At 72.2% G+C, this 25,538-nt stretch carries 25 protein-coding genes and 1 pseudogene; 12 read left to right on the top strand and 14 right to left on the bottom strand.

Annotated features, from left to right (window positions below):
• Positions 1-235 precede the first annotated feature (235 nt).
• Positions 236-2,338, top strand: a complete 2,103-nt coding sequence (locus ACFY9S_RS34350; protein ID WP_391136465.1) for a SpoIIE family protein phosphatase — start codon at positions 236-238, stop codon at positions 2,336-2,338.
• Here ACFY9S_RS34350 and ACFY9S_RS34345 read toward each other — a convergent pair.
• Positions 2,328-3,128 (bottom strand): putative protein N(5)-glutamine methyltransferase, encoded by an 801-nt coding sequence (locus ACFY9S_RS34345; RefSeq protein WP_391136462.1) that lies wholly within the window; start codon positions 3,126-3,128, stop codon positions 2,328-2,330. The two genes, ACFY9S_RS34350 and ACFY9S_RS34345, sit on opposite strands and share 11 nt — an antisense overlap.
• 236 nt (positions 3,129-3,364) lie before the next feature.
• Between ACFY9S_RS34345 and ACFY9S_RS34340 the strand changes: the two genes are divergently transcribed.
• The 7 genes and pseudogenes from ACFY9S_RS34340 to ACFY9S_RS34310 form a co-directional block, all read left to right on the top strand.
• Entirely contained in the window at positions 3,365-3,817 is a 453-nt protein-coding gene (locus tag ACFY9S_RS34340; RefSeq protein WP_391136459.1) for a MarR family transcriptional regulator, read from the top strand.
• A 112-nt stretch (positions 3,818-3,929) separates the two neighbouring features.
• Entirely contained in the window at positions 3,930-4,535 is a 606-nt protein-coding gene (locus tag ACFY9S_RS34335; protein ID WP_391136456.1) for a molybdopterin-dependent oxidoreductase, read from the top strand.
• A gap of 7 nt (positions 4,536-4,542) precedes the next feature.
• On the top strand, positions 4,543-5,298 hold the full coding sequence (locus ACFY9S_RS34330) for an FAD-binding oxidoreductase (RefSeq protein WP_391136603.1): 756 nt from the start codon (positions 4,543-4,545) through the stop codon (positions 5,296-5,298).
• Between the two features lie 200 nt (positions 5,299-5,498).
• A complete protein-coding gene (locus ACFY9S_RS34325) occupies positions 5,499-6,083 on the top strand; it encodes a hypothetical protein (protein WP_391136453.1) in 585 nt (194 codons plus the stop codon).
• Positions 6,084-6,189: 106 nt separating this feature from the next.
• A complete protein-coding gene (locus ACFY9S_RS34320; RefSeq protein ID WP_391136450.1) occupies positions 6,190-7,158 on the top strand; it encodes an acetylxylan esterase in 969 nt (322 codons plus the stop codon).
• A gap of 112 nt (positions 7,159-7,270) precedes the next feature.
• On the top strand, positions 7,271-8,437 hold the full coding sequence (locus ACFY9S_RS34315; RefSeq protein ID WP_391136447.1) for a serine hydrolase: 1,167 nt from the start codon (positions 7,271-7,273) through the stop codon (positions 8,435-8,437).
• A gap of 127 nt (positions 8,438-8,564) precedes the next feature.
• Positions 8,565-9,296 (top strand): annotated as a pseudogene (locus ACFY9S_RS34310) (GntR family transcriptional regulator); the annotation flags it as partial.
• 151 nt (positions 9,297-9,447) lie between these two features.
• On the opposite strand, the gene ACFY9S_RS34305 reads toward ACFY9S_RS34310, so the two are convergent.
• Both ACFY9S_RS34305 and ACFY9S_RS34300 read right to left on the bottom strand, forming a co-directional pair.
• Positions 9,448-10,173, bottom strand: a complete 726-nt coding sequence (locus ACFY9S_RS34305; protein ID WP_391136444.1) for a methyltransferase domain-containing protein — start codon at positions 10,171-10,173, stop codon at positions 9,448-9,450.
• 4 nt (positions 10,174-10,177) lie between these two features.
• Entirely contained in the window at positions 10,178-10,741 is a 564-nt protein-coding gene (locus ACFY9S_RS34300) for a helix-turn-helix transcriptional regulator (RefSeq protein WP_391136441.1), read from the bottom strand.
• 69 nt (positions 10,742-10,810) lie between these two features.
• Here ACFY9S_RS34300 and ACFY9S_RS34295 point away from each other — a divergent pair, with 69 nt between their 5' ends.
• The 4 genes from ACFY9S_RS34295 to ACFY9S_RS34280 all read left to right on the top strand — a co-directional run bounded on the left by ACFY9S_RS34295 (position 10,811) and on the right by ACFY9S_RS34280 (position 14,754).
• Complete coding sequence (locus ACFY9S_RS34295; protein ID WP_391136438.1) at positions 10,811-11,209, top strand: nuclear transport factor 2 family protein; 399 nt, start codon at positions 10,811-10,813, stop codon at positions 11,207-11,209.
• Between the two features lie 70 nt (positions 11,210-11,279).
• The gene (locus ACFY9S_RS34290; RefSeq protein WP_391136435.1) at positions 11,280-12,107 is read left to right on the top strand and encodes a methyltransferase; all 828 of its coding nucleotides are present in this window, start codon (positions 11,280-11,282) and stop codon (positions 12,105-12,107) included.
• A gap of 246 nt (positions 12,108-12,353) precedes the next feature.
• Positions 12,354-13,496, top strand: coding sequence for a transcription termination factor Rho (gene rho, locus ACFY9S_RS34285; protein WP_391136432.1), 1,143 nt, complete (start codon positions 12,354-12,356; stop codon positions 13,494-13,496).
• A gap of 88 nt (positions 13,497-13,584) precedes the next feature.
• The gene (locus ACFY9S_RS34280) at positions 13,585-14,754 is read left to right on the top strand and encodes a serine hydrolase (RefSeq protein WP_391136429.1); all 1,170 of its coding nucleotides are present in this window, start codon (positions 13,585-13,587) and stop codon (positions 14,752-14,754) included.
• 355 nt (positions 14,755-15,109) lie between these two features.
• Here ACFY9S_RS34280 and ACFY9S_RS34275 read toward each other — a convergent pair whose 3' ends face one another.
• The 11 genes from ACFY9S_RS34275 to ACFY9S_RS34225 form a co-directional block, all read right to left on the bottom strand.
• Positions 15,110-16,033: a glutaminase gene (locus ACFY9S_RS34275; RefSeq protein ID WP_391136426.1), complete on the bottom strand. Its 924-nt coding sequence runs from the start codon at positions 16,031-16,033 to the stop codon at positions 15,110-15,112.
• A gap of 43 nt (positions 16,034-16,076) precedes the next feature.
• Positions 16,077-17,486: an aspartate ammonia-lyase gene (aspA, locus tag ACFY9S_RS34270; protein WP_391136423.1), complete on the bottom strand. Its 1,410-nt coding sequence runs from the start codon at positions 17,484-17,486 to the stop codon at positions 16,077-16,079.
• A 123-nt stretch (positions 17,487-17,609) separates the two neighbouring features.
• Positions 17,610-18,626 (bottom strand): asparaginase, encoded by a 1,017-nt coding sequence (locus ACFY9S_RS34265; RefSeq protein ID WP_391136600.1) that lies wholly within the window; start codon positions 18,624-18,626, stop codon positions 17,610-17,612.
• A 32-nt stretch (positions 18,627-18,658) separates the two neighbouring features.
• Positions 18,659-20,101, bottom strand: a complete 1,443-nt coding sequence (locus tag ACFY9S_RS34260) for an amino acid permease (protein WP_391136420.1) — start codon at positions 20,099-20,101, stop codon at positions 18,659-18,661.
• On the bottom strand, positions 20,098-20,775 hold the full coding sequence (locus ACFY9S_RS34255; RefSeq protein WP_391136597.1) for an FCD domain-containing protein: 678 nt from the start codon (positions 20,773-20,775) through the stop codon (positions 20,098-20,100). Before ACFY9S_RS34255 ends, ACFY9S_RS34260 begins: the two co-directional genes overlap by 4 nt.
• 175 nt (positions 20,776-20,950) lie before the next feature.
• The gene (locus tag ACFY9S_RS34250) at positions 20,951-21,787 is read right to left on the bottom strand and encodes an undecaprenyl-diphosphate phosphatase (protein WP_391136417.1); all 837 of its coding nucleotides are present in this window, start codon (positions 21,785-21,787) and stop codon (positions 20,951-20,953) included.
• A 78-nt stretch (positions 21,788-21,865) separates the two neighbouring features.
• Positions 21,866-22,213, bottom strand: a complete 348-nt coding sequence (crcB, locus tag ACFY9S_RS34245) for a fluoride efflux transporter CrcB (protein ID WP_391136414.1) — start codon at positions 22,211-22,213, stop codon at positions 21,866-21,868.
• Entirely contained in the window at positions 22,210-22,590 is a 381-nt protein-coding gene (locus ACFY9S_RS34240) for a DUF190 domain-containing protein (RefSeq protein WP_391136411.1), read from the bottom strand. The genes crcB (ACFY9S_RS34245) and ACFY9S_RS34240 overlap by 4 nt, the downstream gene beginning before the upstream one ends.
• Positions 22,587-23,039 carry a fluoride efflux transporter CrcB gene (gene crcB, locus ACFY9S_RS34235; protein WP_391136408.1) on the bottom strand — a complete coding sequence of 151 codons (453 nt, stop codon included), beginning with the start codon at positions 23,037-23,039 and terminating at the stop codon, positions 22,587-22,589. The genes ACFY9S_RS34240 and crcB (ACFY9S_RS34235) overlap by 4 nt, the downstream gene beginning before the upstream one ends.
• Before the next feature lie 328 nt (positions 23,040-23,367).
• On the bottom strand, positions 23,368-23,625 hold the full coding sequence (locus tag ACFY9S_RS34230) for a helix-turn-helix transcriptional regulator (RefSeq protein ID WP_102913173.1): 258 nt from the start codon (positions 23,623-23,625) through the stop codon (positions 23,368-23,370).
• 184 nt (positions 23,626-23,809) lie between these two features.
• Positions 23,810-25,369: a glycosyl hydrolase 53 family protein gene (locus ACFY9S_RS34225; RefSeq protein ID WP_391136405.1), complete on the bottom strand. Its 1,560-nt coding sequence runs from the start codon at positions 25,367-25,369 to the stop codon at positions 23,810-23,812.
• Between the last annotated feature and the right edge of the window lie 169 nt (positions 25,370-25,538).

The following is a 25,538-nucleotide window of genomic DNA, read 5'->3' as shown; positions in this document are numbered from 1 at the left end:
TCCTCTCGTGGCCACCGGATGCCGTATCCGCCCCTACCCCAGCAAAGCACCACCTTCCGGCGAGCACTACCGGCGGTGCCCCGCTTCCGGCGTCGGGTTTGCGGGGCGGCCCGCGCCGCCTTGGGGGATGGTGGAAGGTGGCGGAAGGGGCCTTCGGGAAGCGGCTCCGCGCGGTAGAACATGGGGTGTCGGCACACGACGGCGTGCCGCGAGGACGGCGAAGGCGGGGCGTGGGATGAGTGCAGCCGGGTCTCCCGAGTCCGAGGGCGACGGTCCGGTGCGCGGGTCGGCGCGCCCGAGCGGGTTGCTGGACGTGCTGCGCGTGGCCTCGGTGGTCCTGGACTCCGAGGGCCGCATCGTGCTGTGGAGCCCGCAGGCCGAGGAGCTGTTCGGGTACGAGGCGCGGGAGGCGCTCGGGCAGTACGCCGCCCGGATCATGGTCCACGAACAGCACGTCGACCTGGTGGTCAAGCTGTTCGCCGATGTCATGGGCACCGGGCAGAGCTGGGCGGGGGCCTTCCCGATCCGCCGCAAGGACGGCGGAACCCAACTGGTGGAGTTCCGCAACATGCGGCTGCTGGACGACCAGGGCGACGTCTACGCGCTCGGGCTGTGCGCCGACCAGACGACCGTGCACCGGCTGGAGCGGGAGGTGGCGCTGTCGACGCGCATGATCGCGCAGTCCCCGATCGGGCTGGCCGTGCTGGACACCGAGCTGCGGTACGTCTCGGTCAACAGGGCACTGGAGGAGATCAACGGCGTGCCGGCCGGGGAACACCTGGGCCGCACCCCCCGGGAGGTGGTCCCCCGGATGGACGTCGACGCCCTGGAGGCCGCGACGCGCCGGGTCCTGGAAACGGGCACACCGGTCGTCGACCAGTCCACGATCGGCCGTACCCACGCCGACCCGCACCAGGACCACGCCTGGTCGATCTCGCTGTACCGGCTGGAGAACGCCTTCGGGACCGTGCTGGGCGTGGCCGTCTCGATCGTCGACGTCACCGAGCAGTACCGGGCGGGCATCGAGGCCGAGGCGGCCCGCCGGCGGCTGGCCCTGATCGCCGACGCCTCGGGCCGGATCGGCACCACGCTGGACCTGGACCGCACGGCCCGCGAACTGGCCGAGGTGGCCGTGCCGGAGCTCGCCGACATCGCGGCCGTCGACCTGCTGGACGCGGTGGTGCAGGGCCGGCGCACCAGCCTGGGCCCCTCCGAGGCGGCCGTGATCCGCGCGCTGGCGGTGCAGGGGTACGACTCCGCCGAGGCGCTGGAGGCGGCCGACCCGCCCGGGCAGGTGGCCCGGTACGCGCCCGACCGGCTCGTCACCCAGTGCGTGCGCACGGCGAGCCCCGTGATGCTGCCGGAGGTCAAGGACGAGGACCTGGACCGCATCGCCCGTTCCTCCGAGGCCGCGGAGCTGCTGGGCCGGGCCGGGGTGCACTCGTATCTGGCCGTGCCGCTGATCGCGCGGGGCGAGGTGCTGGGGGCCCTGGACCTCAAACGCACCCGCAATCCGCTGCCGTTCAGCGAGGACGACCTGCTGCTGGCGCGCGAGCTGGCCGCGCGGGCCGCCGTGCAGATCGACAACGCCCGCTGGTACCAGAGCGCCCGTGAGACCGCGCTCACTCTGCAGCGCAGCCTGCTGCCCAGCCATCCGCCGGTCACGGGCGGACTCGAGGTCGCCTCCCGCTACCAGCCGGCCGGGGCCACGAGCGAGGTCGGCGGCGACTGGTTCGACGTGATCCCGCTGGACGCCGGGAAGACGGCGCTCGTCGTGGGCGATGTGATGGGCAGCGGCATCCCCGCGGCGGCGGCCATGGGGCGGCTGCGCACCGCGACCAACACCCTCGCCTCCCTCGACCTCGACCCGAACGTTCTCCTGGAGCACCTGGACAAGATCACCGCGGGTCTCGAACAGACCATCGCCACGTGCGTCTACGCCGTTCACGACCCGCATCTGCGGCAGTGCCGGATCGCCAACGCCGGACATCTGCCGCCGGTCCGCGCACGAACGGGCCGGCCCCCGGAGCTGCTCGACCTGCCGACCGGAGTGCCGCTCGGGGTGGGCGGTGTGGCCTTCTCCACCACCACCGTCGACCTGGAACCCGGCGACCGGCTGGTGTTCTACACCGACGGCCTCGTCGAGACCCGGCGCGACCCGCTCGACGAGCGGCTCGGCACCCTGCTGTCCCTGCTCGACGGGCCCGACCGGCCGCTGGAAGAGGTCTGCGACCTGCTGCTGCGCACACTGCACGAGCCGGACAACTTCGACGACGTGGCGCTGCTCATCGCGCGGGCCACCCCACCGGACCGAGGGCTTGCGGGTCCTACGCCCTGACGCCGATCACCACGTGGGCGTACAGCTCCTCCGACACGGCCAGCCGAGCCGCAAGGCCGGTGCGCTCGAAGGCCTCGACGGCGGCCGGGGCCTGGTCCCGGCTCGTCTCCACCAGGACGCAGCCGCCGGGGGCGAGCCAGCGTGGCGCCTCGGCCGCGACCCTGCGCAGCACGTCGAGGCCGTCCGTGCCGCCGTCGAGGGCGGTGAGCGGCTCGTGGTCACGGGCCTCCTGCGGAAGCAGCCCGATCTCGTCGCTCGGCACGTACGGCACGTTGGCCGCGAGGATGCCGACGCGACCGCGCAGCGCGTCGGGCAGCGCCTCGAACAGATCTCCCCGGTGGACCTGGCCGCCGGCGGCGGCGATGTTGCCGCGGGCGCACCGCACGGCGGCCGGGTCGATGTCGGCGGCGTGCAGTTCGACGTCGCCGAGCGCGGCGGCCAGCGCCGCTCCCACGGCGCCCGAGCCGCAGCACAGGTCCACGACGACGGCGGCCCCGGGCGCCCGCTCAAGGGCCTGCTCCACCAGGAACTCGGTGCGTCGGCGCGGCACGAAGACACCGGGGGCGACGGCGATGCGCAGGCCCCGGAAGTCGGCCCAGCCGACGACGAGTTCGAGCGGCAGGCCCGCCACGCGGCGCTCGACCATGGCGGCGGCCTCGGCCGGGGTGCCCGCGGCGGCGAGGATCAACGCGGCCTCGTCCTCGGCGAAGACGCACCCCGCGGTGCGCAGGGCGGTGACGACCGCGTCACGGGAGGGCGTGGAAGAGGGGAGGGAGGACAGAGACGGCATGAAGCCCAGAGCCTTTCGGGAACCGAAGGGCGCTCCGGCGGTCGCCTACGACCGGCGATCCGCGCGACGTCGAGAGGAGAGCACCCGAACTGACACAGCGGTAATGGGTCTCACCTCCTCGTCGGCTTCCGACGGCGGGGTCCCTCCCCGGCCGGACGGCAACCCTACCCGACGGCCCGGCGCCCCGTACGGCGGTCGCGACGCCGCCCGGGTCGGGGTGGTTGGGTTGTGCAACCATGGGAGGAGCCGTGCAGCACCGTGGTGAGGGAGGCCCCGTGCACAGCGCCGACGCCGTGGAGAGCATCCAGCGGGAGATGACGGTCTTCGCCCGCCGCGCCCGGGCCGCGGCGGGCCGGATGCACCCCGAGCTGTCGCTGGTGTCGTACACGCTGCTGGGGCACCTCGAGGAGAGCGGCGGATGCCGGGCCACCGACCTGGCCGCCCACTACGCCCTGGACAAGTCCACCGTCAGCCGCCAGGTGGCAGGGCTGGAGCGCGCCGGCCTCATCGAGCGCCGACCCGACCCGGCGGACCAGCGCGTCCAGGTCCTGCATCTGACGCGGTCCGGGCGGCACATCCTGGCCCGGGTCACGGAGAGCCGCCGGGCGGCCTTCCGGGAGCGCCTGGCCGGCTGGCCGGCGGAGGACCTTCGCCGGTTCTCGGAGTACCTCGTGCGCTACAACGCGTAGGCCCGCTCCCGGCCGGCGGGGCCAGGACGCCCTGCACGTACGGTTGAGGACGCAAACACCGAGCACACCGGTCCCGCGGGGCACCGCCGGCCCGGCCCGGAGGCACCACCGCATGCACATCACCCGAGGCTTCACCGGGCGACCGCGCGTCGCCGACCCCGGTCTGCCGCCCGGCCAGTACGACGCGGGCGACGACTGGCCCGTGCTGTCCGCCGAGGTCACTCCCGAGCTGGCGCCCGCCGACTGGACCTTCCGTGTCGACGGGCTGGTTGCCGAGCCCCGCACCTGGGACTGGGAGGAGGCGCACCGGCTGCCGCCGTCGGCGTACGAGGGGGCCATCCACTGTGTGACGAGCTGGTCGAAGTTCGGGGTGCGGTTCGCCGGCGTGTCCCTGGACGCGTTCCTGGACACGGCCCGGCCCCATGCGTCGGCCACCCATGCCGTGGCCTACTCGCACACCGGGTACACCGCGAACCTCCCGCTCGCCGACCTGACCGGCGGACGCGCCTGGATCGCCTGGGAGTACGACGGAAAGCCCCTGGCCCCCGAGCACGGCGGCCCGGCACGGCTGCTGGTGCCGCACCTGTACTTCTGGAAGAGCGCCAAGTGGATCGCGGGCCTGCGGATCCTCGACCACGACGAGCCGGGCTTCTGGGAGCGCAACGGCTATCACGAGCGGGGCAACCCGTGGGAGGAGCAGAGGTACTCCGGTGACTGAGACCGCGGTGACGGACATCTTCGTGCCCCCGACGGGGTTCGCCGTGCCCGGGCGCATCGCTGTGAGCGAGCAGGCCGCGTCGCAGTGGCAGACCGCCACCATCACCGGGATCCGCCGGGAGACCCCGCGGGTGGTCACCTTCCGGCTCGCGGTGCCCGGCTGGCCGGGGCATCTGCCCGGCCAGCACCTGATGGTGCGGCTGACCGCCGAGGACGGTTACGCGGCCCGGCGGCACTACTCGATCGCGTCCGCGCCGGACGGCTCCGGGCAGATCGAGCTGACCCTGGACCACGTCGAGGGCGGCGAGGTGTCGGGCTGGTTCCACACCGTCGCCCGGCCCGGCGACCGGGTCGAGGTGCGGGGGCCGGTGAGCGGCTTCTTCGCCTGGCCGGGCGACCGGCCCGCGCTGCTCGTCGGGGCCGGCTCCGGCGTCGTACCGCTGATGTCGATGATCCGGCACCACCGGGCCCGGAAGCTGACCGTGCCGCTTCGGCTGGTGGTGTCCGCGCGCAGCCCCGAGGAGCTCGTCTACGCGCAGGAGCTGGGCGCGGAGACGATCCCTGTCTTCACCCGGAGCGCGCCGGAGGGTGTGGCAGTGGGACGTATGGCGGCCGCACATGTGGCGCCGCTCCTGGCCGAGCAGCCTTCCGGTGGGTGGGAGGCCTATGTGTGCGGCTCCAACGCCTTCGCCGAGCACGCCTCCCGGCTGCTCGTGACGGTCGGTCAGCCGGTGGACCGGATCCGCATCGAGCGTTTCGGCTGACCCGCTGTTTCGCCGCGGTCGCGCCGGGGCCCAGCAGGAGGGCCACCGCAGGGCGCTTCCGCCGTGCGTACGGCCCCGGGGGCGATCGGCGGGCGCCGGAGGGGGTACTCCGTCCGTGAGGGCACTCTCACGCGTGGCGGGACCGCGGCGCTCGGCCGGTCCGGGTCTCCGGGCCGCGGGGTGACGGCGAGGAGGTGTGCATGCGAACCCGGGTGCGCGGCTGGCGTTGGCGGCGCAGTCCGCTGCGGCGCCGGTCGGATGTCGTGGAAGCGTGGACGGTACTGGTGGTCGCCGTCCTCGTCCTCGTGGGCGCGCCACTGGCCGGAACCTCCGCCGCCTGGTGGGCCCACGGAGAGGCGCGGTCGGTGTCTGCCGAACAGCGGGCCGAGCGGCATCGCGTCCGGGCCGAGGTGATCGACAGGAACGACGACTCACTGCCGTCGGTGCAGGCCGGCGAGCAGCACGCCTACCGGGCGACCGTGCGCTGGACCGAGCCGGGCGAGGGCACGCGCACCGAGACGGCCCGGGTCCCCGTGGACACCCGGCAGGGCGAGACCGTGGACGTCTGGTTCGACGACCGGGGCCGGAACGTGCTGCCGCCGGTGGACGGAGCGGCGGTCTGGCAGCACACCCTCACCATCGGTACCTGCGCCGCCGGCGGCGCGGTGCTGGTGGTGCTGTTCGGCCACTTCCTGGTTCGCAGGGTGGCGATGCGTCACCGGCTGGCCGAGTGGGACCGGGCATGGGCCCGTACGGAACCGCAGTGGACGCACCGCGACGCGTGAGACGCGGCGGCGGACATCAGGCACCCTGGTCAGTCCTCCGACCACTCACGTAATGTGATCATCCGCACTGCACCCCGTAGCGGCTCCTCATCCAAGGCGGTCCCAGATGGCCCTGTTCGACCTTCCGCTCGACGAACTCCGCGAGTACCGCAGCGCGGCCATCGAGCCCGAGGACTTCGACGCGTTCTGGTCCAAGACCCTCCAGGAGGCGCGCGGGCACGATCTGGACGCCCGTTTCGAACCGGTGGACACGGGCCTGACCACCGTGCAGGTGTTCGATGTGACGTTCGCCGGTTTCGGCGGTCATCCGGTCAAGGGCTGGCTCACGCTCCCGGCCGGGGCGGACGGCCCGCTGCCGCTGGTCGTGGAGTTCATCGGATACGGCGGCGGACGCGGGCTGCCCCACGAGCACCTGCTGTGGGCGTCCTCGGGCCGGGCACACTTCGTGATGGACACCCGCGGGCAGGGCAGCGCCTGGGGCGGGGGCGGCGGCACGGCGGACCCGGTGGGAGGCGCGCCCGCCTACCCCGGTTTCATGACGCGCGGCATGGACGCCCCGGAGAACTACTACTACCGCCGGGTGTACACGGACGCCGTGCGTGCCGTGGAGGCGGCCCGCTCGCACCCCCTCACCGACCCGGCGCGCACGGTGGCCGTCGGTTCCAGCCAGGGCGGCGGCATCACGATCGCGGTCGGAGGCCTGGTCCCGGACCTTGCCGGTATCGCGCCGGACGTGCCCTTCCTGTGCGATTTCCCCCGCGCCGCGACGATCACGGACCGGCACCCGTACCGGGAGATCGGTCTCTACCTCAAGACGCACCGCGGCCGCACCGAGGATGCCCTGCGCACGGTGTCCTACTTCGACGGCGTCCACTTCGCCGCCCGCGGCCGGGCACCGGCGCTCTTCTCGGCAGCCCTGGAGGACCAGACCTGCCCGCCCTCGACCGTCTTCGCGGCGTTCAACGCGTGGAGCCACGAGGACAAGGCGATCGAGGTCTACGAGTTCAACGACCACGAGGGCGGCGGTCCCTTCCAGCAGGCGGCCAAGCTGCGCTGGCTGCGCTCGTACATCTGATCCGGCCGTTCACCCCCGGCGGCCTTCCACCCGGTCCGACCAGTCGGTACGTTCATCGCGCCCGGGCGGCGACGCGGCGGCCCGGAGCGGAGACGGTCGGCGGAGGGGGCTCATGTCCGGGAACGGCATACAGGTGCACGGTCACTGCGACGCGCGGTTCACGGCGGTACGCACGGCGTTCGAGGAGAACTTCCGGGAGCGGGACGAACTGGGCGCCGCGGTGGCCGTCACCGTCGGCGGCGCGACCGTGGTGGATCTGTGGGGCGGCTGGGCGGACGCGGCCCGCGCCCGCCCGTGGGAGCGGGACACGCTGGTCAACGTGTGGTCCACGTCCAAGGGGCCGGTGGCGCTGTGCGCGCACATCCTCGCCGACCGGGGCCTGCTGGACCTGGACGCGCCGGTGGCCGTGTACTGGCCGGAGTTCGCGGCGGCGGGCAAGGAGAAGGTCCTCGTCCGGCACCTGCTGTCCCACCGCGCCGGCCTGGCCGGCCTGCGTGAGCCGCACGCGCTGGAGCAGCTCTACGACTGGGAGCTGACGACCCAGCGGCTCGCGGCGACCGAGCCCTGGTGGGAGCCGGGCACCCGGTCCGGCTATCACGCGCTGACCTACGGCCACCTGGTCGGCGAGGTCGTACGGCGGGTGTCGGGGCTGCGGCCGGGGGCCTTCCTTGCGCGGGAGGTGACGGGGCCGCTCGGCATCGACTTCCGTATCGGTCTGCCGAAGCATGATTCCGGCCGGGCGGCCGAGCTGGTCCAGCCGGCGGTCACGGCGAGCGGTGAACAGGCGGCGGTCTTCGCCCGGTTGGCGCCCGCGGCCGTCGCGGCGCTGACCAACCCGACGGTGTCCGCCGCCGCGGCCGGCACCCCCGGGTGGCGGGCCGCCGAGATCCCGGCGGCGAACGGGCACGGCACCGCGCGTTCGGTCGCCGGGCTGTACGGCGTCTTCGCGGGGCGCGGCTCGTACGGGGGCCGCCGTGTCCTGTCCCAGGAAGCGGCCGAGCGGGTGCGCGAGGGGCAGGGCAGCTGCCGGGACCTGGTGCTCGGCGCCGGCTTCGAGCACGAGACGGAGGTGGGGCTCGGCCTCTGGCTCAGCGGCCCCGACGGCTCGTACGGACCCAACCCGCGCGCTGTCGGACACGACGGCTTCGGCGGTTCCTGCGGGCTCGCCGACCCGGAGGCGGGGGTGTCCCTGGGCTATGTGATGAACCGGATGGGGACCCGTATCGCCAACGACCCGCGGAAGCTGGCCCTGGTCGACGCCTTGTACAGCGCGTTGTGAGGGCGGGCGGCGGGCGGGTTTCGGCCGAACCGCCCGGCCACCCTTCCCAGCTGGTTTAGACCAATGCTAGATGTGGTGGCGCACCGAGCCCGCACGGCTACCGAACGTCACCCACAGGAGGGGCGGCATGGCCCGCACCACCCCGCACGACCCCCCGTCGGCCGAGGGAGAGCCCCTGTACCGCCGGATCGCGACGGAGTTGCTCGGCGAACTGCGCGACGGCACCGTCCCGCCCGGTGAGCGACTGCCCGGGGAAAGGCGGTTGGCCGGTCACTTCGGGGTCAGCCGGGAGACCGTACGGCAGGCGCTGGAGCTGCTGCGCCGCGACGGCCTCGTCGCCACCGACCGGCGCGGCAGCCACGCCACCCTGCCCGGCCTGCCGGTCGAGACAGCGGTGTCGCTCACCTTCCCGGTCGGGGCCGGGACGGCGATCGCGGGCGGCGTCGCCCACGCCATGGTCACCTATGAGGCGCCCCCGGCGGACCACGCCGAGGCCCTGGAACTGGCCCCCGGCCGCCCGACCCTGGTCCACCGCTACCGGTACGCCACCGCCGACGGACAGGGCCTGCGGACCGCCGTGACCTCGTTCTCCGCCGTGGCGCTCGCGGAGGTGGAGGAGCTGGCGCGTTACCGCGACCGTGCCGACGGCACCGCCGCCGCACAGCTGCGGCGGGCCTACGACTGGATGCTCCGGGCCGGTCTGACCCTGCACCACCGCGATGCCATCACCCGTCTGACGAACACCTCGTCGGTACGGGTCACCCGGCGGGTGCACGACCAGTACGCGCGCCCGCTGGAGATCACCGACCTCGTGGCGGACGCCCGACGGGACGCACTGGTCTACGAGTTCACGCTGCCGGGCCGGGCGGCACAGGCCGAGCCGGACAGGCGTCGGCCCCCGAAGGTGGGCCCGGGCGCGCCGCACGGCCTGGTCGGCGGCTGCGAGAAGGCGTTCAACGACGATCTGCTGAACTTGCTGCGCGGCTGACGAGCACCGTCGGCGGCGGGGCCTAACCCGGCAGCCGGGCCATGACGAGCCGTACCCGGGGGCTGCCGTCCGCGCGCCGCCCGAACTCCGGAAGCGCGTGGAGCTCCACCCGGAAGCCGGCCTCCGCGAGTTCGCGCCGCACGTCCCCCAGGCGGAACGCGCGGTAGTACATGACGAACGGAGGCCTCCAGAGCGCGTTGCGCACCCGCATCACCGTGTCGAAACCGAGCAGCGTCCAGGAGCCGGGCGAGCCCGGGCGGGGCGGGGCGACCAGCGGGAAGGCGAAGCTGCCGCCCGGCCGCAGGACGGACCGGACCTGCGCGAACAGCCCGGGCAGTTCGCGGGGCAGGAAGTGCCCGAAGGCCCCGAAGCTCACGACCAGGTCGAAGGCGGGCCCGAAGGGCAGGGCGCGGGCGTCGGCCCGGACCCAGGAGACCGGCGGGCCCGCCGGCCCGGCCTGCTCCCGCGCGACGTCGAGCATGCCCGCGCTGAAGTCGACGCCGGTGACCCGCTCCCGGCACACCCCCGCCAGCACCCCGACGCCCGCTCCGGTGCCGCAGCACAGGTCGAGTCCGGCGTCGTAGGGCCCGGTCCGCCGCAGTAGCGAGCCGACGGCGTCGAGGACCGCGTCGGGTGTCCGGAACGGCGTGTGATCGAACTTCGGCGCGAGGAGGTCGTAGCCGCGCTCGACGGACGACAGCGCCTGGACGGCGAGCTCGCGCAGGCTGGGGCCTTCGGGGCTGAACATCGGCTCAGCCTAGGGGAGCCCGCTGCTTCAGGACGGTGAGCACGCGCTCGCACCAGCGGAGGTTCTCCTCCTCGAAGCCGATGCCTCCCATCAGAGTGAGGTACGGGCCGACGCGGCCGGTCTCCCTGAGGTACTCCTCCTCACTGCGGCCGGCCAGGAGGCGCTCGCGCACCCGCCGGTAGCGGGCGAGCTTGCCGCCGGCCCACGCCGCGCGCTCCTCGACCAGCGCGCGGGTCGCTCCCGGATCCGCGCCGTCCATCGCCTGGATCTTGATGAGGAGTTCGTCGCGGATGGCGGTCGGCCGCCGGGTCGGTGTGGCGGCGAACGCGCTCAGGTCCTCACGGCCGGCCTCGGTCAGCGTGAACATGCGCTTGTCGGGCCGCCGTTCCTGACGCACCACCCTGGCCTCGATCAACCCGTCCTGCGCGAGGCGCTCCAGTTCCCGGTAGAGCTGCTGCGGGGTCGAGGCCCAGAAGTTGGCCAGCGACACGTCGAACACCTTGGACAGCTCGTACCCCGAGGCCTCGCCCTCCAGGAGCGCGGCGAGAACGGCGTACTTGAGAGACATGTGGACACCGTATCAATGGTTGACTAATCTACTCCACACCTACTCAACAAATTGACTAAGGCGGGTTCCATGCGTGCATTCCGTGAGGCGGTCGAGAAGCTCGACCTCGACGCCGCCGAGGCGCTGCTGGCGCCGGACGTCGTCTTCACCAGCCCGGTCGTGTTCAAGCCGTACGCCGGGAAGCCGATCACCGCCGCGATCCTGCGCGCCGTCTCCGGGGTCTTCCAGGACTTCCGCTACGTGCGCGAGATCAACGACGTGAACGGCCGCGACCACGCCTTGGTCTTCACCGCGCGCGTGGGTGACCGGGAGATCAACGGCTGCGACTTCATCCACGTGGACGACAACGGGCTCATCGACGAACTCACGGTGATGGTGCGCCCGTTGTCGGGGGCCCAGGCCCTCGCGGCGGCCATGGGCGAGCAGTTCGAGCGGATCGCCGAGGAAGCGCGCGCCCGTTCGGTCTGAGCGACACGTCAACTCGTCCGTTTCCCGCGTTCTCCCGGCGCCCGCGGACGCTTAACGGTTGGATGTCCCCATGACGTCCGCCGAGCACGACCGGCTGATGCGGGCCAACCAGGCGAACTGGGACGCCCGCACGCCCGTCCATCTCGCCAGCCGCTTCTACGGTCTCGACCAGGACCTCGACCCCGAGCGCTGGTTCGCCCCGTTCGAGTGGGAGGACCTCGGCGAGCTGGCCGGGCGGGACGTGCTGCACCTCCAGTGTCATCTCGGCACGGAGACGATCGCCTTCGCACGGCGCGGCGCCCGGGCCGTCGGCCTCGACTTCTCCGAGGCGTCCGTGGCCGCCGCCCGGGACATCGCGGCGAGGTCCGGCGCCGGCGTGAGCTACGTACGGGCGAACGTGTACGACGCCCCCGAGGCCCTGGACGGGCGGCGGTTCGACGTCGTGTACACCGGCAAGGGCGCCCTGTGCTACCTCCCCGACCTGGACCGGTGGGCGGAGACCGTCCACCGACTCCTGCGTCCCGGCGGCCGGTTGTACGTCGTCGAGTTCCACCCCCTGCTCAACTCGCTCGGGCCGAAGCCCGCTCCGGGCGAGGGGCCCGGGCTGCTCCTGCGCCACGACTACCTGGGAGGCGCCGGTCCGGTGCACCGCGACGGGACCCACACCTACACGGACGGCCCGGCCGTCGAGGGCGCCACGGACAGCTACGAGTGGATGCACGGAATGGGTGAGGTCGTCACCGCGTTGACGGAGGCGGGACTCGCTGTGCGGCGGCTGCGGGAGGGTGACGAACTCCCCTGGCCGCGGTGGCCGCAGATGGTCCGTACGGAATCCGGCTGGTGGCGGCTGCCCGAGCCCCGGATCCCCTTGCTGTACGGGCTGCTGGCCACGCGCTGAGGTAGTCTGCCCCGTCCACCTCTTTCGGTGGTACGGTTCGATGAGCACTCGTGCACGCCCCTTCTTGTGGGCGCCGGTGCCGGTTTTTCTCTCTTCATCCCTTCCAGCACCACGACGTCTTCCGTCGTATCCGATGTGCTGTTTCTCCGCCGCCCGGAGGCGCGCCCCAGGCCCTCCTCTCGCGGCCCCTCTCCCCCTCCACTCGTATGACTCACGCCCGCCGTCCGTGAAAGGACACCCACCACCATGACCACCACACTCGACAACCCACCCGTACAGCGGCGGTCCCCGGACCGGACGGTGTCCGGCATCCTCGACGCCGACGCGAGCGGGAAGGGGCACCTGCGCGGTGAGAACTGCCTGCCCACGCCCGCCGACGCCGCCGTCTCCCCCACGCTGATCCGCCGGTACGGCCTGCGCAAGGGCGACCTCGTCGAGGGCGTACTCGGCGACCGGCGCGGCCTCACCGACGTCGTACGGGTCGAGGGCCGCACGGCCGGGAACCCGCGCGACCGGCGCGGCTTCCGGGACCTGACGCCGCTGCATCCGCACGAGCGGCTGCGGCTGGAGCACCCGGCCGCCGGACTGGCCGGACGCGTCGTCGACCTGATCGCACCGGTCGGCAAGGGCCAGCGCGGCCTCGTCGTGGCCCCGCCCAAGACCGGCAAGACCGTCCTCCTCCAGCAGCTCGCGGCGGCCGTCACCGGCAACCATCCCGAGTGCCGTCTGATGATGCTGCTGCTCGACGAGCGGCCCGAGGAGGTCACCGACATGCGGCGCTGCGTGCGGGGCGAGGTGTACGCCTCGACGTTCGACCGCAGCGCCAAGCAGCACATCGCGCTCGCCGACCTCGTGATCGAACGGGCCAAGCGGCTCGTCGAGTCCGGCGAGGACGTCGTCGTCCTGCTCGACTCCCTGACCCGGCTGTGCCGGGCGCACAACAACGCGGCCGCTTCCGGCGGCCGCATCCTCACCGGGGGTGTCGACGCCGCCGCGCTGACCGGCCCGAAGCGGTTCTTCGGGGCCGCTCGGTCGGCCGAGGAGGGCGGGTCCCTCACGATCCTCGCGACCTCCCTGGTGGAGACCGGTTCCCGCGCCGACGACTTCTACTTCGAGGAGCTGAAGGGCACCGGCAACATGGAGCTCCGCCTGAGCCGGGACCCGGCGTCCCGCCGCGTGTTCCCGGCCGTCGACATCATCCCCTCGGGCACCCGCCGCGAGGAACTCCTGCTGCCCCCCGGCGAGTTGGCGGCTGTCCACGGTCTGCGGCGGGTGCTGCAGGGCCGGGACGGGCAGAGTGCGCTGGAGACGCTCCTGGAGCGGATGCGCGAGACACCGGACAACGCGACGTTCCTGCGGCGCATTCAGCCGACCCTGCCCCCGGTCTGACGCCAGGAGCTCATCCATTCGGGTGCCGGAGCGCGGTGTGCGGCCCCGTCGTCGCCGTGCGGGGCGGGTCCGTTCCTACGTTGATCATATGATCATCGGATTCTCATCCCGGGTGACCGTGTCGGCGGGTGCGCTCTGCCTCGCGGGGCTCATGGCGCTGACGCCCTCGGCGGCGGCCGAGCCCGGCGGGGCCGAGCCCACCCCGCCGGGCGGGCCGAGGGCCGCGGCACCGCATCCCTCTCTGCTGTACCGCCCCGGCACCCAGGTCCGCCTGCGCACCGGGGCGTCTCGTGTCCCGGAGGTCTCCGCACTGTCCTGGGTGGTGGCCGACGCCCGCACCGGTGAGGTGCTCGCCGCGCACAACGCACACCGCGAACTCCCCCCGGCCAGCACCCTGAAGACCCTGTTCGCCCTCACCGTGCTGCCCGGACTGCCGGCGGGCACCCGGCACACGGTCCGCGCATGGGAGCTGAAGGGCATCGGTGCCGGGAGCAGCCTGGTCGGGGTCGCCGAGGGCCGTACGTACCGGATCGCCGACCTGTGGCGCGGTGTCTTCCTCAACTCGGGCAACGACGCCGTGCGCGTCCTGGCCGAGCTCAACGGCGGCTGGCGGCTCACGGCCCAGCGGATGCAGGCCAAGGCCCGGTCCCTCGGCGCCCATGACACCCGCGTGGTGTCGCCCGACGGCTACGACGCACCGGGCCAGGTCTCCTCGGCGTACGACCTGGCGGTGTTCGGCCGGGTGGGGCTGCGCAACCCCGACTTCGCCCGGTACTGCGCCACGGTGGAGGCCAGGTTCCCCGGTGGCGGCGGCTGGTCGTACCCGATCCTCAACACCAACCGGCTGCTCAGCGGTACCAAGGGCGTGAAGCCGTACCGGGGGCTGATCGGCATCAAGAACGGCTACACCAGCAAGGCCGGCAGCACGCTCGTCGCGGCGGCGCAGCGGGACGGGCGCACCCTGGTCGTGACGGTGATGAACCCTCAGGAGGGCGGCGGTTCCGCCGTGTACGAGGAGGCGCGCTCACTGCTCGACTGGGGCTTCAGGTCGGCCGGGAAGGTCGAGGCCGTGGGCTCGCTCGGCGCGCCACCCGCGCGGCCGGCGGTGACGACGCCGCCCGCGGTCGCGGCGGCGGTGCCACAGGAGCAGGGGTCCGTCTGGACGGAGGCGGGGCTGATCGCGGGCGCCGCCGGTACGGGCGCGGCGGTCGTGGTGCTGGTCCTGCGGGTTCCGGTCCGCAGGCCCGGCCGGAGCTGACCGGCCGGCAGCCACAGCAGCAGGCCCAGGAACGGGCAGGGCACCGGCCGTCTCACCGCCCAGGACGAGGTAGGCCGTACCGGCCGGACCGAGTATCCGGCAGCGGCGGAGATTGACGGGGAAAGTCATGGCCGACACTCGGACCGCGTGTCAACGGCGCATGACCGGAAGGGGACGCTTCCCTCTTCGGCGGGCGGCCCGCGTGTGACCGGCCGGTGATCACCGGCCGGAGCGTTTCGGGCGCGGGCGCGGTCCTGCCGGGACGCCGGCCCGGTGAGAGCCGGGACGCCGGCCCGGTGAGAGCCGGGACGCCGGCCCGGTGAGAGCCGGGACGCCGGCCCGGTGAGACCAAAGGTCAGAAGACCGACAGGCCGGTCAGCGTCGTGAAGCGGTCGAGCGCCGCCACGCCCGCCACCGAGTTGCCCCGCTCGTCGAGGCCCGGGCTCCACACGCACAGGGTGCAGCGACCCGGCACGACCGCGATGATGCCGCCCCCGACTCCGCTCTTGCCGGGCAGGCCGACGCGGTACGCGAAGTCGCCCGCAGCGTCGTAGGTGCCGCAGGTCAGCATGATCGCGTTGATCTGCTTGGCCTGGCTCCGGGTGAGCAGCCGGGTGCCGTCCGCGCGGATGCCGTGCCGGGCGAGGAAGCGCGTGGCCAGCGCGAGGTCGGCGCAGGACGCGGCGATCGAGCACTGCCGGAAGTACTGCTCCAGGAGCGTCGGCACGGGGTTGTCGATGTTGCCGTAGGACGCCATGAAATGGCCGAGCGCGGCGTTGCGGTCGCCGTGCGCGGACTCGGAGGCGGCCACCTCCCGGTCGAAGGCCAGGCCGGGGTTGCCGCTCTCGGTCCGCAGGAACGACAGCAGTTCGCCCGACGCGTCGCCGGTACGGGTGTGCAGCCGGTCGGTGACGACGAGGGCGCCCGCGTTGATGAACGGGTTGCGCGGGATGCCGTTCTCGTACTCCAGCTGGACGAGGGAGTTGAAGGGGTTGCCGGAGGGCTCGCGGCCCACGTGCTCCCACAGGGCGTCGCCCTCGCGGGCCAGGTCGAGGGCCAGGGTGAAGACCTTGGTGAGGGACTGCGCGGAGAACGGCTGCCGCCAGTCCCCCACGCCGTACACCGTGCCGTCGAGGTCGGCGACAGCCATGCCGAAGCGGCGCGGGTCGCAGGCGGCGAGCGCCGGGATGTAGTCGGCGGGCCGGCCACGGCCGGGGGTCCGCTCGATCTCCTCGGCGATGCGCTCCAGGACCGGCTGGAAGGTCGTCGACGACGTCATGCTCGCTATTCTCCCTTTGCCGGTCCCGGTGCGCTGTCGTGGGTCAGGCCGTGGTCCGGACGCTGCCCGCCAGGACCTCGGGGCGCAGCAGTCCGGCGAGTGTCTCGGCGGGGAGCAGGCCCTTCTCCAAGACGAGTTCGGCGACGCCCCGGCCGGTGGCGAGGGCCTCCTTGGCGATGTCGGTGGCGGCCGTGTAGCCGATGTGCGGGTTGAGGGCGGTGACCAGGCCGATGGAGTTCTCGACGCTCGTGCGCAGCGCCTCGGTGTTGGCGGTGATGCCGGACACGCAGCGCTCGGCCAGAGTCACGCACGCGCTCCGCAGATGCGTGATGGACTCCGACAGGGAGTGCAGGATGATCGGCTCGAAGGCGTTGAGCTGGAGCTGTCCGGCCTCGGCGGCCATGGTGATGGTGACGTCGTTGCCGATCACCTCGAAGGCGACCTGGTTGACGACCTCGGGTATCACCGGGTTGACCTTGCCGGGCATGATCGACGAACCGGCCTGCACGGGCGGCAGGTTGATCTCGCCGAGGCCGGCGCGCGGTCCGGAGGACAGCAGCCGCAGGTCGTTGCAGCTCTTGGAGAGCTTGACCGCGATGCGCTTGAGCACGCCGGACATCTGCACGAAGGCCCCGCAGTCCTGGGTCGCCTCCACCAGGTTGGCCGCCGTCACCAGCGGGAGCCCGGTGATGGCCGCGAGGTGGCGGCGGGCCGACTCGGCGTATCCGGCGGGGGCGTTGAGGCCGGTGCCGATGGCGGTCGCGCCCAGGTTGATCTCATGGATCAGCTGGACGGCCTCGGCAAGACGGGACCGGTCCTCGTCCAGCATGACGGCATAGGCCGAGAACTCCTGGCCCAGCGTCATGGGTACGGCGTCCTGCAACTGTGTCCGGCCCATCTTGAGCACGTCACGGAACTCGACGGCCTTGCGGGCGAACGTGTCCTGCAGGACGGACATCGCGTCGAGCAGCCCGCGCACCGCGAACACCGTCGCGATCTTGACGGCGGTCGGGTAGACGTCGTTGGTGGACTGGCCGAGGTTGACGTCCTCGTTGGGGTGCAGGAAGCCGTACTCGCCCTTGGCGTGGCCGAGCAGTTCCAGCGCCCGGTTCGCCACGACCTCGTTGGCGTTCATGTTGGTGGAGGTGCCGGCACCGCCCTGGATGACGTCCACGACGAACTGGTCGTGCAGCTTGCCGTCACGGATCTCGCGGCAGGCCTCGACGATGGCGGCGGCCTTCTTCGGGTCCAGCAGGCCGAGCTCCTCGTTGGCGAGGGCGGCGGCCTCCTTGACTGCGGCGAGGGCGTCGATCAGGTGCGGGTAGGAGGAGATGGTCATGCCCGTGATGGGGAAGTTCTCCGTGGCCCGCAGGGTGTGCACACCCCAGTACGCCTCGGCGGGAACGTCACGGTCGCCGAGCAGATCGTGCTCGGAGCGAGTGGCGGCGGTCATGACGGTGAGGGTCCTCTTTCTTAGGGAAGTGAGGGTAGGGGTGCGCCCCTTCAGGGGCGCGGGGAACTGCGCGATCAGCCACAGGTGACCCGCAGCCGCCGAACGGGAGAACCCGGCACGTCGTCAGGCGCGGGCAGCCCCGGCAAGCGGCTCCAGCGAGCGAACGGGCCGCACCCGCCCGACCTCCCGGCCACCCCCGAGCAGCGGCTCCCCCGCGAACTCGGCAAGCAGGTCCGGATCGACACCCGCCCGGGCCAACGCGGCGGCAGCCACCGGCACCCGCGCCCGGTTCGCCCCGTCGGCGATCTTCACCGCCACGGCCCGCCCGTCCGGCAGCGCGGCGACCTGCACACCCTCGAAACCATCCTTGGTGAGCAGCCCGGGTACGGCCCGCATCAGCGCGGCCACGTCCCGGCCGGAGCCCGAGGCCATCTCGGCGTGCTCGCGCATCGCGTCGGCGACCCGGGCCTCGGGCGTATCCGGCGCGGCGGTGACGATCCGGGCGGTGGCGCGGGCGAGGCCGTGCAGCGAGATGGAGAACAGGGGTGCGCCGCAGCCGTCGACGGTGACCCCGGCGATGCGCTGCCCGGTGAGATCCTCGACGATCTCGGCGACGGCCTGCTGGAGTGGATGGCCGGGGTCGAGGTAGTTCTCCAGGGGCCAGCCGTTGAGCATGCAGGTGTAGAGCATGGCGGCGTGCTTGCCGGAGCAGTTCTGCGCGAGCCGTGAGGGCAGCCGGCCCTCGCGCACCCAGGCGTCCCGGACGACCGGGTCGAACGGCATGTCCGTGACGTTGCGCAGATGGTCCTCGGTGAGCCCGGCGAGGTCGAGGATGCGCCGGGCACCGGCGAGGTGGCGTTCCTCTCCGGAGTGGCTGGCCGCCGCCAGGGACAGGAGCTCGCCGTCGAGCGGCAGCCCGGCCCGGGCCATGGCGACGGCCTGGACGGGCTTGATCGCGGAACGGGGGTAGAAGGCGGCCTCGATGTCTCCGATCTGGAGCGCGACCCCTCCGTCGGCGTCGAGGACGACGACGGAGCCGTAGTGGATGCCTTCGACGATTCCGCCGCGGATGAGGTGGGCGACGGGGGCGTGGACGGGTTCGCGGACAAGGGGTGCGTCCGCGAGGGAGCTGCTGTACATCACTGCCTGCTTCTCGTGGAGCGGCGCGTCTGTCACGCGTCGGCTCCGGTCGTGGACTTGCGCGCGACACGGCCTCGGACGGCGAACCATCCGGCGGCGAGTGCCCCGACGATCAGCGGCAGGCACAGCACGGTGGTGCGTCCCGCGCCGCCGTCGGCGTACATGAGGACCAGGACGGAGGCGAGGAACGCCAGCGTCACGATCTCGGTCCAGGGGGAGCCCGGCAGCCGGTAGTCCGGGCGGGTCAGCTCGCCCTTCTGGGTCTTCTGCCAGAAGAGGAGGTGACAGATCATGATCAGGCCCCAGGTGGCGAGGATGCCGATCGCGGCGAAGTTCAGCACGATCTCGAACGCCTCGGCGGGCACGACGAAGTTGAGGCCGACGCCCAGGACGCAGATGCCGCTGGTGAGCAGGATGCCGCCGTAGGGGACCTGGCTGCGGCTCATCACGGAGGTGAACCGGGGCGCGGATCCGGCCATGGCCATGGAGCGCAGGATGCGGCCGGTGGAGTACAGGCCGGAGTTGAGGGAGGACATCGCGGCGGTGAGGACGACGAGGTTCATCACGTCGCCGGCCGCCGGTATGCCGATGTTGGACAGTACGGTCACGAAGGGGCTCTCGCCGGCGGTGTACCTGTTCCACGGCAGCAGCATGGACAGCAGGACGACCGAGCCGACGTAGAACACACCCACGCGCCACATGATCGAGTTGATCGCCTTCGGCATGATCTTCTCGGGGTTCTCGGTCTCACCGGCGGCCACGCCGACCAGTTCGACGGAGGCGTAGGCGAAGACGACGCCCTGGATGATCAGGAGCATGGGCAGCAGGCCGTGCGGGAAGACGCCGCCGCTGTCGCTGATGAGGGACGGGCCGGGGGTGTGGCCGTCGACGGGGTGCTGGGTGGCCAGGAGGAAGATGCCGATGCACATGAAGACGACGAGTGCGCCGACCTTGATGATCGCGAACCAGAACTCCAGCTCGCCGAAGATCTTCACCGAGATCAGGTTCACGGTGAGCACCACGGCCAGCGCGATGAGCGCGATCACCCACTGCGGGATGTCGGAGAACATGCCCCAGTAGTGGGTGTAGGTGGCGACGGCTGTGATGTCGGCGATGCCGGTGGTCGCCCAGTTGAGGAAGTACATCCAGCCCGCGGTGTAGGCGCCCTTCTCCCCCATGAACTCCCGGGCGTACGACACGAAGGCGCCGGAGGAGGGCCGGTACAGCACGAGTTCGCCGAGGGCGCGCACGACGAGGAAGGCGAAGAGGCCGCAGACGGCGTAGGCGATGAAGAGGGACGGGCCGGCGTCGGCGAGGCGGCCGCCGGCGCCGAGGAAGAGGCCGGTGCCGATGGCGCCGCCGATGGCGATCATGTTGACGTGCCGGGACTTCAGGGACTTGCTGTAGCCCGCGTCTCCGGCATCGACATGGCCGATACGTTTCTGCACGCCTTCGTGCAGGGACTGCTCGCTCACGCCTCGGGTCCGCCTTCCGTGGGGGTGTCCGTGCGCGGGGGGCGCACGATGTCGGTGAGGGTGGTCTCGACGCGGTCGAGGTGGTGGGCCATGGCCTCCACCGCGTCGTTCTCGGAACCGTCCATCAGCGCCTCGACGATGGCCCGGTGCTCCCGGTTGGACTGCTCGCGGCGGCCGCCCAGCTGGTTGAGGAAAGCGGACTGGCGGGCCAGCGCGTCCCGGATCTCCTCGATGACCCTGCGGAAGACCGGGTTCTGCGCGGCCTCGGCGACAGCGAGGTGGAACAGCGTGTCCATGGCGACCCACGCCGTGGTGTCCGTCTCGCGTTCCATCCGGTCCAGGATGTGGGCCAGGTGGTCGAGGTTCTCCGGGGTGCGGCGGCGGGCCGCGTAGCCGGCGACCGGGATCTCGACGTGGCGGCGCACCTCCAGCAGGTCGCTGGCCGAGTAGTCGCCGAAGGTGGGGTCCTCGACGGTGCTGGCGACGACGAAGGTTCCCTTGCCGGTACGGGAGACGGTCAGGCCCATGGTCTGCAGCGCCCGCAGCGCCTCGCGCAGCACGGGCCGGGAGACCTCCAGGGTGCGGCACAGCTCCGCCTCGGAGGGGAGCTTGTCACCGATCGCGTAGTCGCCGCGTTCGATGGCGTCGCGCAGATGCGCCAGCACCGCTTCCATGGCGCTGACGCGACGTACGGGCTGTCCGGCTGTCCGGCTGTCTGACAGGTTCACGGGGGTGATCCTCCGGGCGAACGGGAGGCGCTGTCAAGGGGGCCGCCCCACAGGCGTGCGGGGAACGGCGCGACCGGCCACGGAGGCGCCGCGGAGGAACGACGGCGCCCCGGCGGAACGCTCAGCTGCTGAGCACCCCCGCGCCGAGCAGGCCGAACAGCAGCACTCCCACCACGATCCGGTAGATCACGAAGGCGTTGAAGGAGTGCTTGACTACGAACTTCAGCAGCCAGGCGATGGAGGCGTAGGCCACGACGAACGACACGGCCGTGCCGACGGCGAGCGGCGCGGCGCCCACCCCGGCGCCCAGGGCGTCCTTGAGCTCGTAGAGGCCGGCGCCGGTCAGGGCGGGGATGCCGAGGAAGAAGGAGAGCCGGGTGGCGGCCACGCGGTCCAGGTCGAGGATGAGCGCGGTGGACATGGTGGCGCCGGAGCGGGAGAAGCCGGGGAAGAGCAGGGCGAGGATCTGGGAGCTGCCGACCAGCATCGCGTCCTTGAACGAGGTGTCGTCCTCGCCGCGCCTGTGCCGGCCCATCTGGTCCGCCGCCCACATCACGCCGCTGCCGGCGATCAGCGAGCCGGCGACCACCCACAGGGAGGCGAGCGGGCCCTCGATGAGCGGCTTGGCGGCCAGTCCGACGGCGACGACGGGGATGGTCGCGCAGATGACCCACCAGGCGAACCTGTAGTCGTGGTGGTACCGCTCCTCGCGGTCGCGCAGGCCCCTCCCCCAGGCGGAGACGATCCGCACGATGTCCTTGAAGAAGTACACGAGCACCGCGGCGATCGCGCCGACCTGGATGACGGCCGAGAACCCGACCACGGCGTCGTCGTCGACGGGTATGCCCATCAGCCCCTCGACGATCTTCAGATGGCCGGTCGAGGAGACGGGAAGGAACTCGGTCACCCCCTCGACGGCTCCGAGGACGACGGCCTGACCGACGCTGATGACGCTCATGGGATCCAGTTCTGCTCGGGGGCTGGAGCGGAGAGGACCGTCCTACAGCACCCGCACGAGAACGGATCTCGACGCGTCTCACATACTCGCCAGTGCCGCCCCCGCGAAGGCCGCGGCGAGACCGGCCGCCACACTGACCGCGACGTTGAGAGCGGCCTGGAGACGTGCCCCGGTCTCCGCCAGCCGCAGCGTCTCGTAGGAGAACGTCGAGTATGTCGTCAGGGCCCCGCACAGGCCGGTGCCGAGCAGCAGGTGAAGGTGGGCGGTGGCTCCGGTGAGCAGGCCGAGGACCAGGCAGCCGGCCACGTTCACCGTGAAGGTGCCCCAGGGGAAGACGGAATCGTGCCGCGACTGGACCGCCCGGTCCGTGAGGTAGCGCAGCGGGGCGCCGACCATCGCACCGCAGACGACCAGCAGCCAGTTCACAACGACCTCTTACCCTTCGTGTCCGGTGTGCCGGGATCGTCCCGTCGTCCGGCGTACCGGATCACCTCGCAGTCCTCCAACGTCACGAGCCCCTCGGCGACGATGTCGTCGAGTTGCGGGAGGAACGCGCGGACGCGCGGCGCGGTGTCGACGATCACGACTGCGATCGGCAGGTCCTCGCTCAGGGACAGCAGCCGCGAGGTGTGGACGAGGGAGGACGCGCCGAAGCCCTCGATGCCGCGGAAGACGCTGGCACCCGCGAGGCCCGCCGCGTGGGCCCGGTGGACGATCTCCGAGTACAGGGGCCTGTGGTGCCAGGTGTCGCTCTCGCCGATGAAGACGGTCAGGCGCAGGGCGCTGCCGGTGAGTCCCGTCATGGCTGCCTCCCTTTCAGGGCGCGGCGGGTCGTCCCGGCCGCGAGCCACACCGCTGTGAGCGCCGCGATCGGGGTCGCGGCGAGGTAGGCCAGACCGGTGCCGGCCTGGCCGCCGTCGACGAGTCCGCGGATGTCTACGGCGTAGGTCGAGAAGGTGGTGAAGCCGCCGAGGACGCCGGTGCCGAAGAAGGGGCGGACGAGGGGGTGGACGGTGCGGGTCTCGGTGATGACCACCATGAACACGCCGATCACGGCGCAGCCGGCGATGTTGACCCAGAGGGTCGTCCAGGGGAAGCCCTCCGGGGGCGTGGTCCACCACAGGGAGGCCGCGTAGCGGGCGGTCGCGCCCACTCCCCCGCCGACCGACACGGCGGCCACGACGGGTGCCTGGGCGCGCCAGGAGGCCGGACGCCGGACCGGAGGGAGGAGGCGCTCTTCGGGGGCCGTCATGGTGGTACGTCTCCTACTCGCCGGGGCCCGGGTCGTGCGGGCGCGTGCCGTCGCAAGTAGGGACCGTTGGCGGCGTCACTGCCGCGGTTCGGGTACGGCGGGCCCCACCGCCGCGCCGCGGTGGATGCCCGCGGCCGCGTTCAGGTTAACCCCGGGAGCGGAGCGGGGTCATGTCGGGACGGGTGCCAGGACCCGGCCGGGCGGGTCGGCGACCACGTCCTCGGGGCCGGGGCCCACCTCGACGTAGTGGCGTGGGACGAGTGCCGTGGGAGGGTCCATCGCGCGCGTGTCCTTCACCGTCGGGGGCGATACCGCCCTACCGGGTCGCCTACCAGCCCTTCTCAAACATCCGGGCGACCTCCGCGATCCGCATGTCGTCGCGGTGGTAGCGCACGCGGCCCGCGGAGCTGCTGGTGCGCAGCATGCCGGTGGCCTCGAGCAGCCGGAGATGGGTGACGGCGACCGGGCGCGGCAGCGAGAACCGCTCGGCGACGGCGTCCGCCGTGACACCGTCCGCCGCGGCCCGGGGTTCCTTCAGCCAGGCAAGGATGCGCAGCCGTGTCTCGTCGGTGGGAGTCCTCAGCATGTCGTGCCCCTGCCTCGCGGCTTCGCCCTCTCACCGCGTCTTCCCACTGTCTCGCAGTCGACGCCACCGCGTCCGGGCTTCGACATCCTTGACCGATACCGAACTCCCGCCCGGCACCGTGGAGTTCGCGCGGGGCCGCGACGGGAGAGGAGGGGTCCGGAAGTCAGACCCCTCCCCCGCGCACTCAGCGGTGCCGGAACCAGGACATCGACGGCAGCGCCCGGTCGTCGTAGCCGAACAGCGCCTGGTTCTCCCAGGCGTTGCCGGAGGCAACGTCGGTCGGGTCCCAGCCGTTGCCGTTGACCGCGGTCCAGGTCGACTCCCAGTAGAAGATGCCCAGGCCACGGCCGTTCGGGACGGCCTCCACGATGCTCATCATGTCGTTCATCCACCGGGTCTGGCCGGTCACGCTCGCCGGGTAGCCGGGGACCAGTTCGGCACTGGTGTCGATGATGTTCTCGTGGGCGTCCTCGCTGTCGAGGCGGAACGGGTAGGCGGTCTCGGCGACGAAGACCGGCTTGCCGTAGCGGGCGGCCGCGTCGTCGAGGGTGGTCTGGAAGTCGGCCAGGGTGCCGTGCCAGTAGCCGTAGAACGACAGGCCGATGGCGTCGAACCTGACGCCGCCTGAGCGCGCGCTGTCGAACCACCAGCGGGTGCCCTCCAGGTCACCGCCCTCGGCGAGGTGCAGGGCCACGGTGGTGGACGGGTTGACCGCCTTGACCGCGTCGTAGCCGGAGTTGAGCAGACCGGCCAGCCGCGTCCAGTTCGAGGTGGAGCCCTCGTTCCACAGCATGCCGCCGTTGATCTCGTTGCCCACCTGGACCATGTCGGCGGTGGTGCCCTGGGCCTTCAGGGCGTTCAGCACGTCGTACGTGTGGTTGTACACGTCCGTCTTCAGTTGACCGTAGGAGTGTCCGGCCCAGGCGGCGGGCTTGTCCTGGCGTCCCGGGTCGGCCCAGAAGTCCGAGTAGTGGAAGTCGACCAGCAGCTTCATGCCCTGGGCCTTGACCCGCTTGGCCGTGGCCAGGACACGGGCCTTGTTGTTGTAGCCGTCGGCCGGGTTCACCCAGACCTTGAGGCGGGCGTAGTTCATGCCGGACGACTTCAGGACGGCCAGGGGGTCGGCGGCGGTGCCCGAGCCGTTGCGGTAGACGCCGCCCCTGGCCTCGCTCTTGGCCAGCGACGAGATGTCGGCGCCCTTGACCGACGTACCGGAGGTGCCGGATGTGAAGGTCAGGTCGTCGACATTGATCCAGTTGCCCGCGTTCGCGTCACTGTTGACGCTGATCGTGCACTGGTTGACGGTCACCTTGACCGGCACGACGATCCTGATCCACCCGTCGGCCGAGACCGGCAGATCGGTGCGCTGCTCGGCGCCGCCGCAGTTCTTCAGCGCCAGGTACGCGGACTTCTGTCCGCCGCCGGAGCGCACCCAGGCGGTGAGCTTGTAGTTCCCGTTGGTGAGCCCGGACAGGTACTGGTAGGTCTCCACCTTGTACGCCGAGGAGGACCAGTGGCTGAGGCGGTGGCTGCCGCCGTGACCGCCGGACTCGGTGAACGAGGCGCCGGTGTCGCCGTACTCGGACCAGCCGCTCGGGGCGGCGGTGCCCGCGCCGTCGGCTTCGAAGCCGCCGTTGGTCAGGGTGCTCGCGGCGTGGGCCGGGCCGGCGGGCAGGGCGGTGAGGGCGAGACCTGCGGCGAGCGGGAGCAGCAGGGCCCTGAGGGTGCGTCTGGGATGGAACATCGTCGTCCGTCGTCCCTTCGACGTGGGGGTGGGGAGTGCCTCTTGCGCGGAGGCGCAGTGCCTCTCTCGCGGAGGCGGGTGCCTCTCGCCCTGAGGCGCAGTGCCTCTCACGCGGAGGCGGGTGAGGATCCCTCCGCCCGCGGCTCGTGGCGCGCACGGGCGGAGGGGG

Source organism: Streptomyces sp. NPDC012474, assembly GCF_042955185.1.
Lineage (GTDB): Bacteria > Actinomycetota > Actinomycetes > Streptomycetales > Streptomycetaceae > Streptomyces > Streptomyces cahuitamycinicus.
This window is presented reverse-complemented; position numbering and strand designations above follow the sequence as displayed.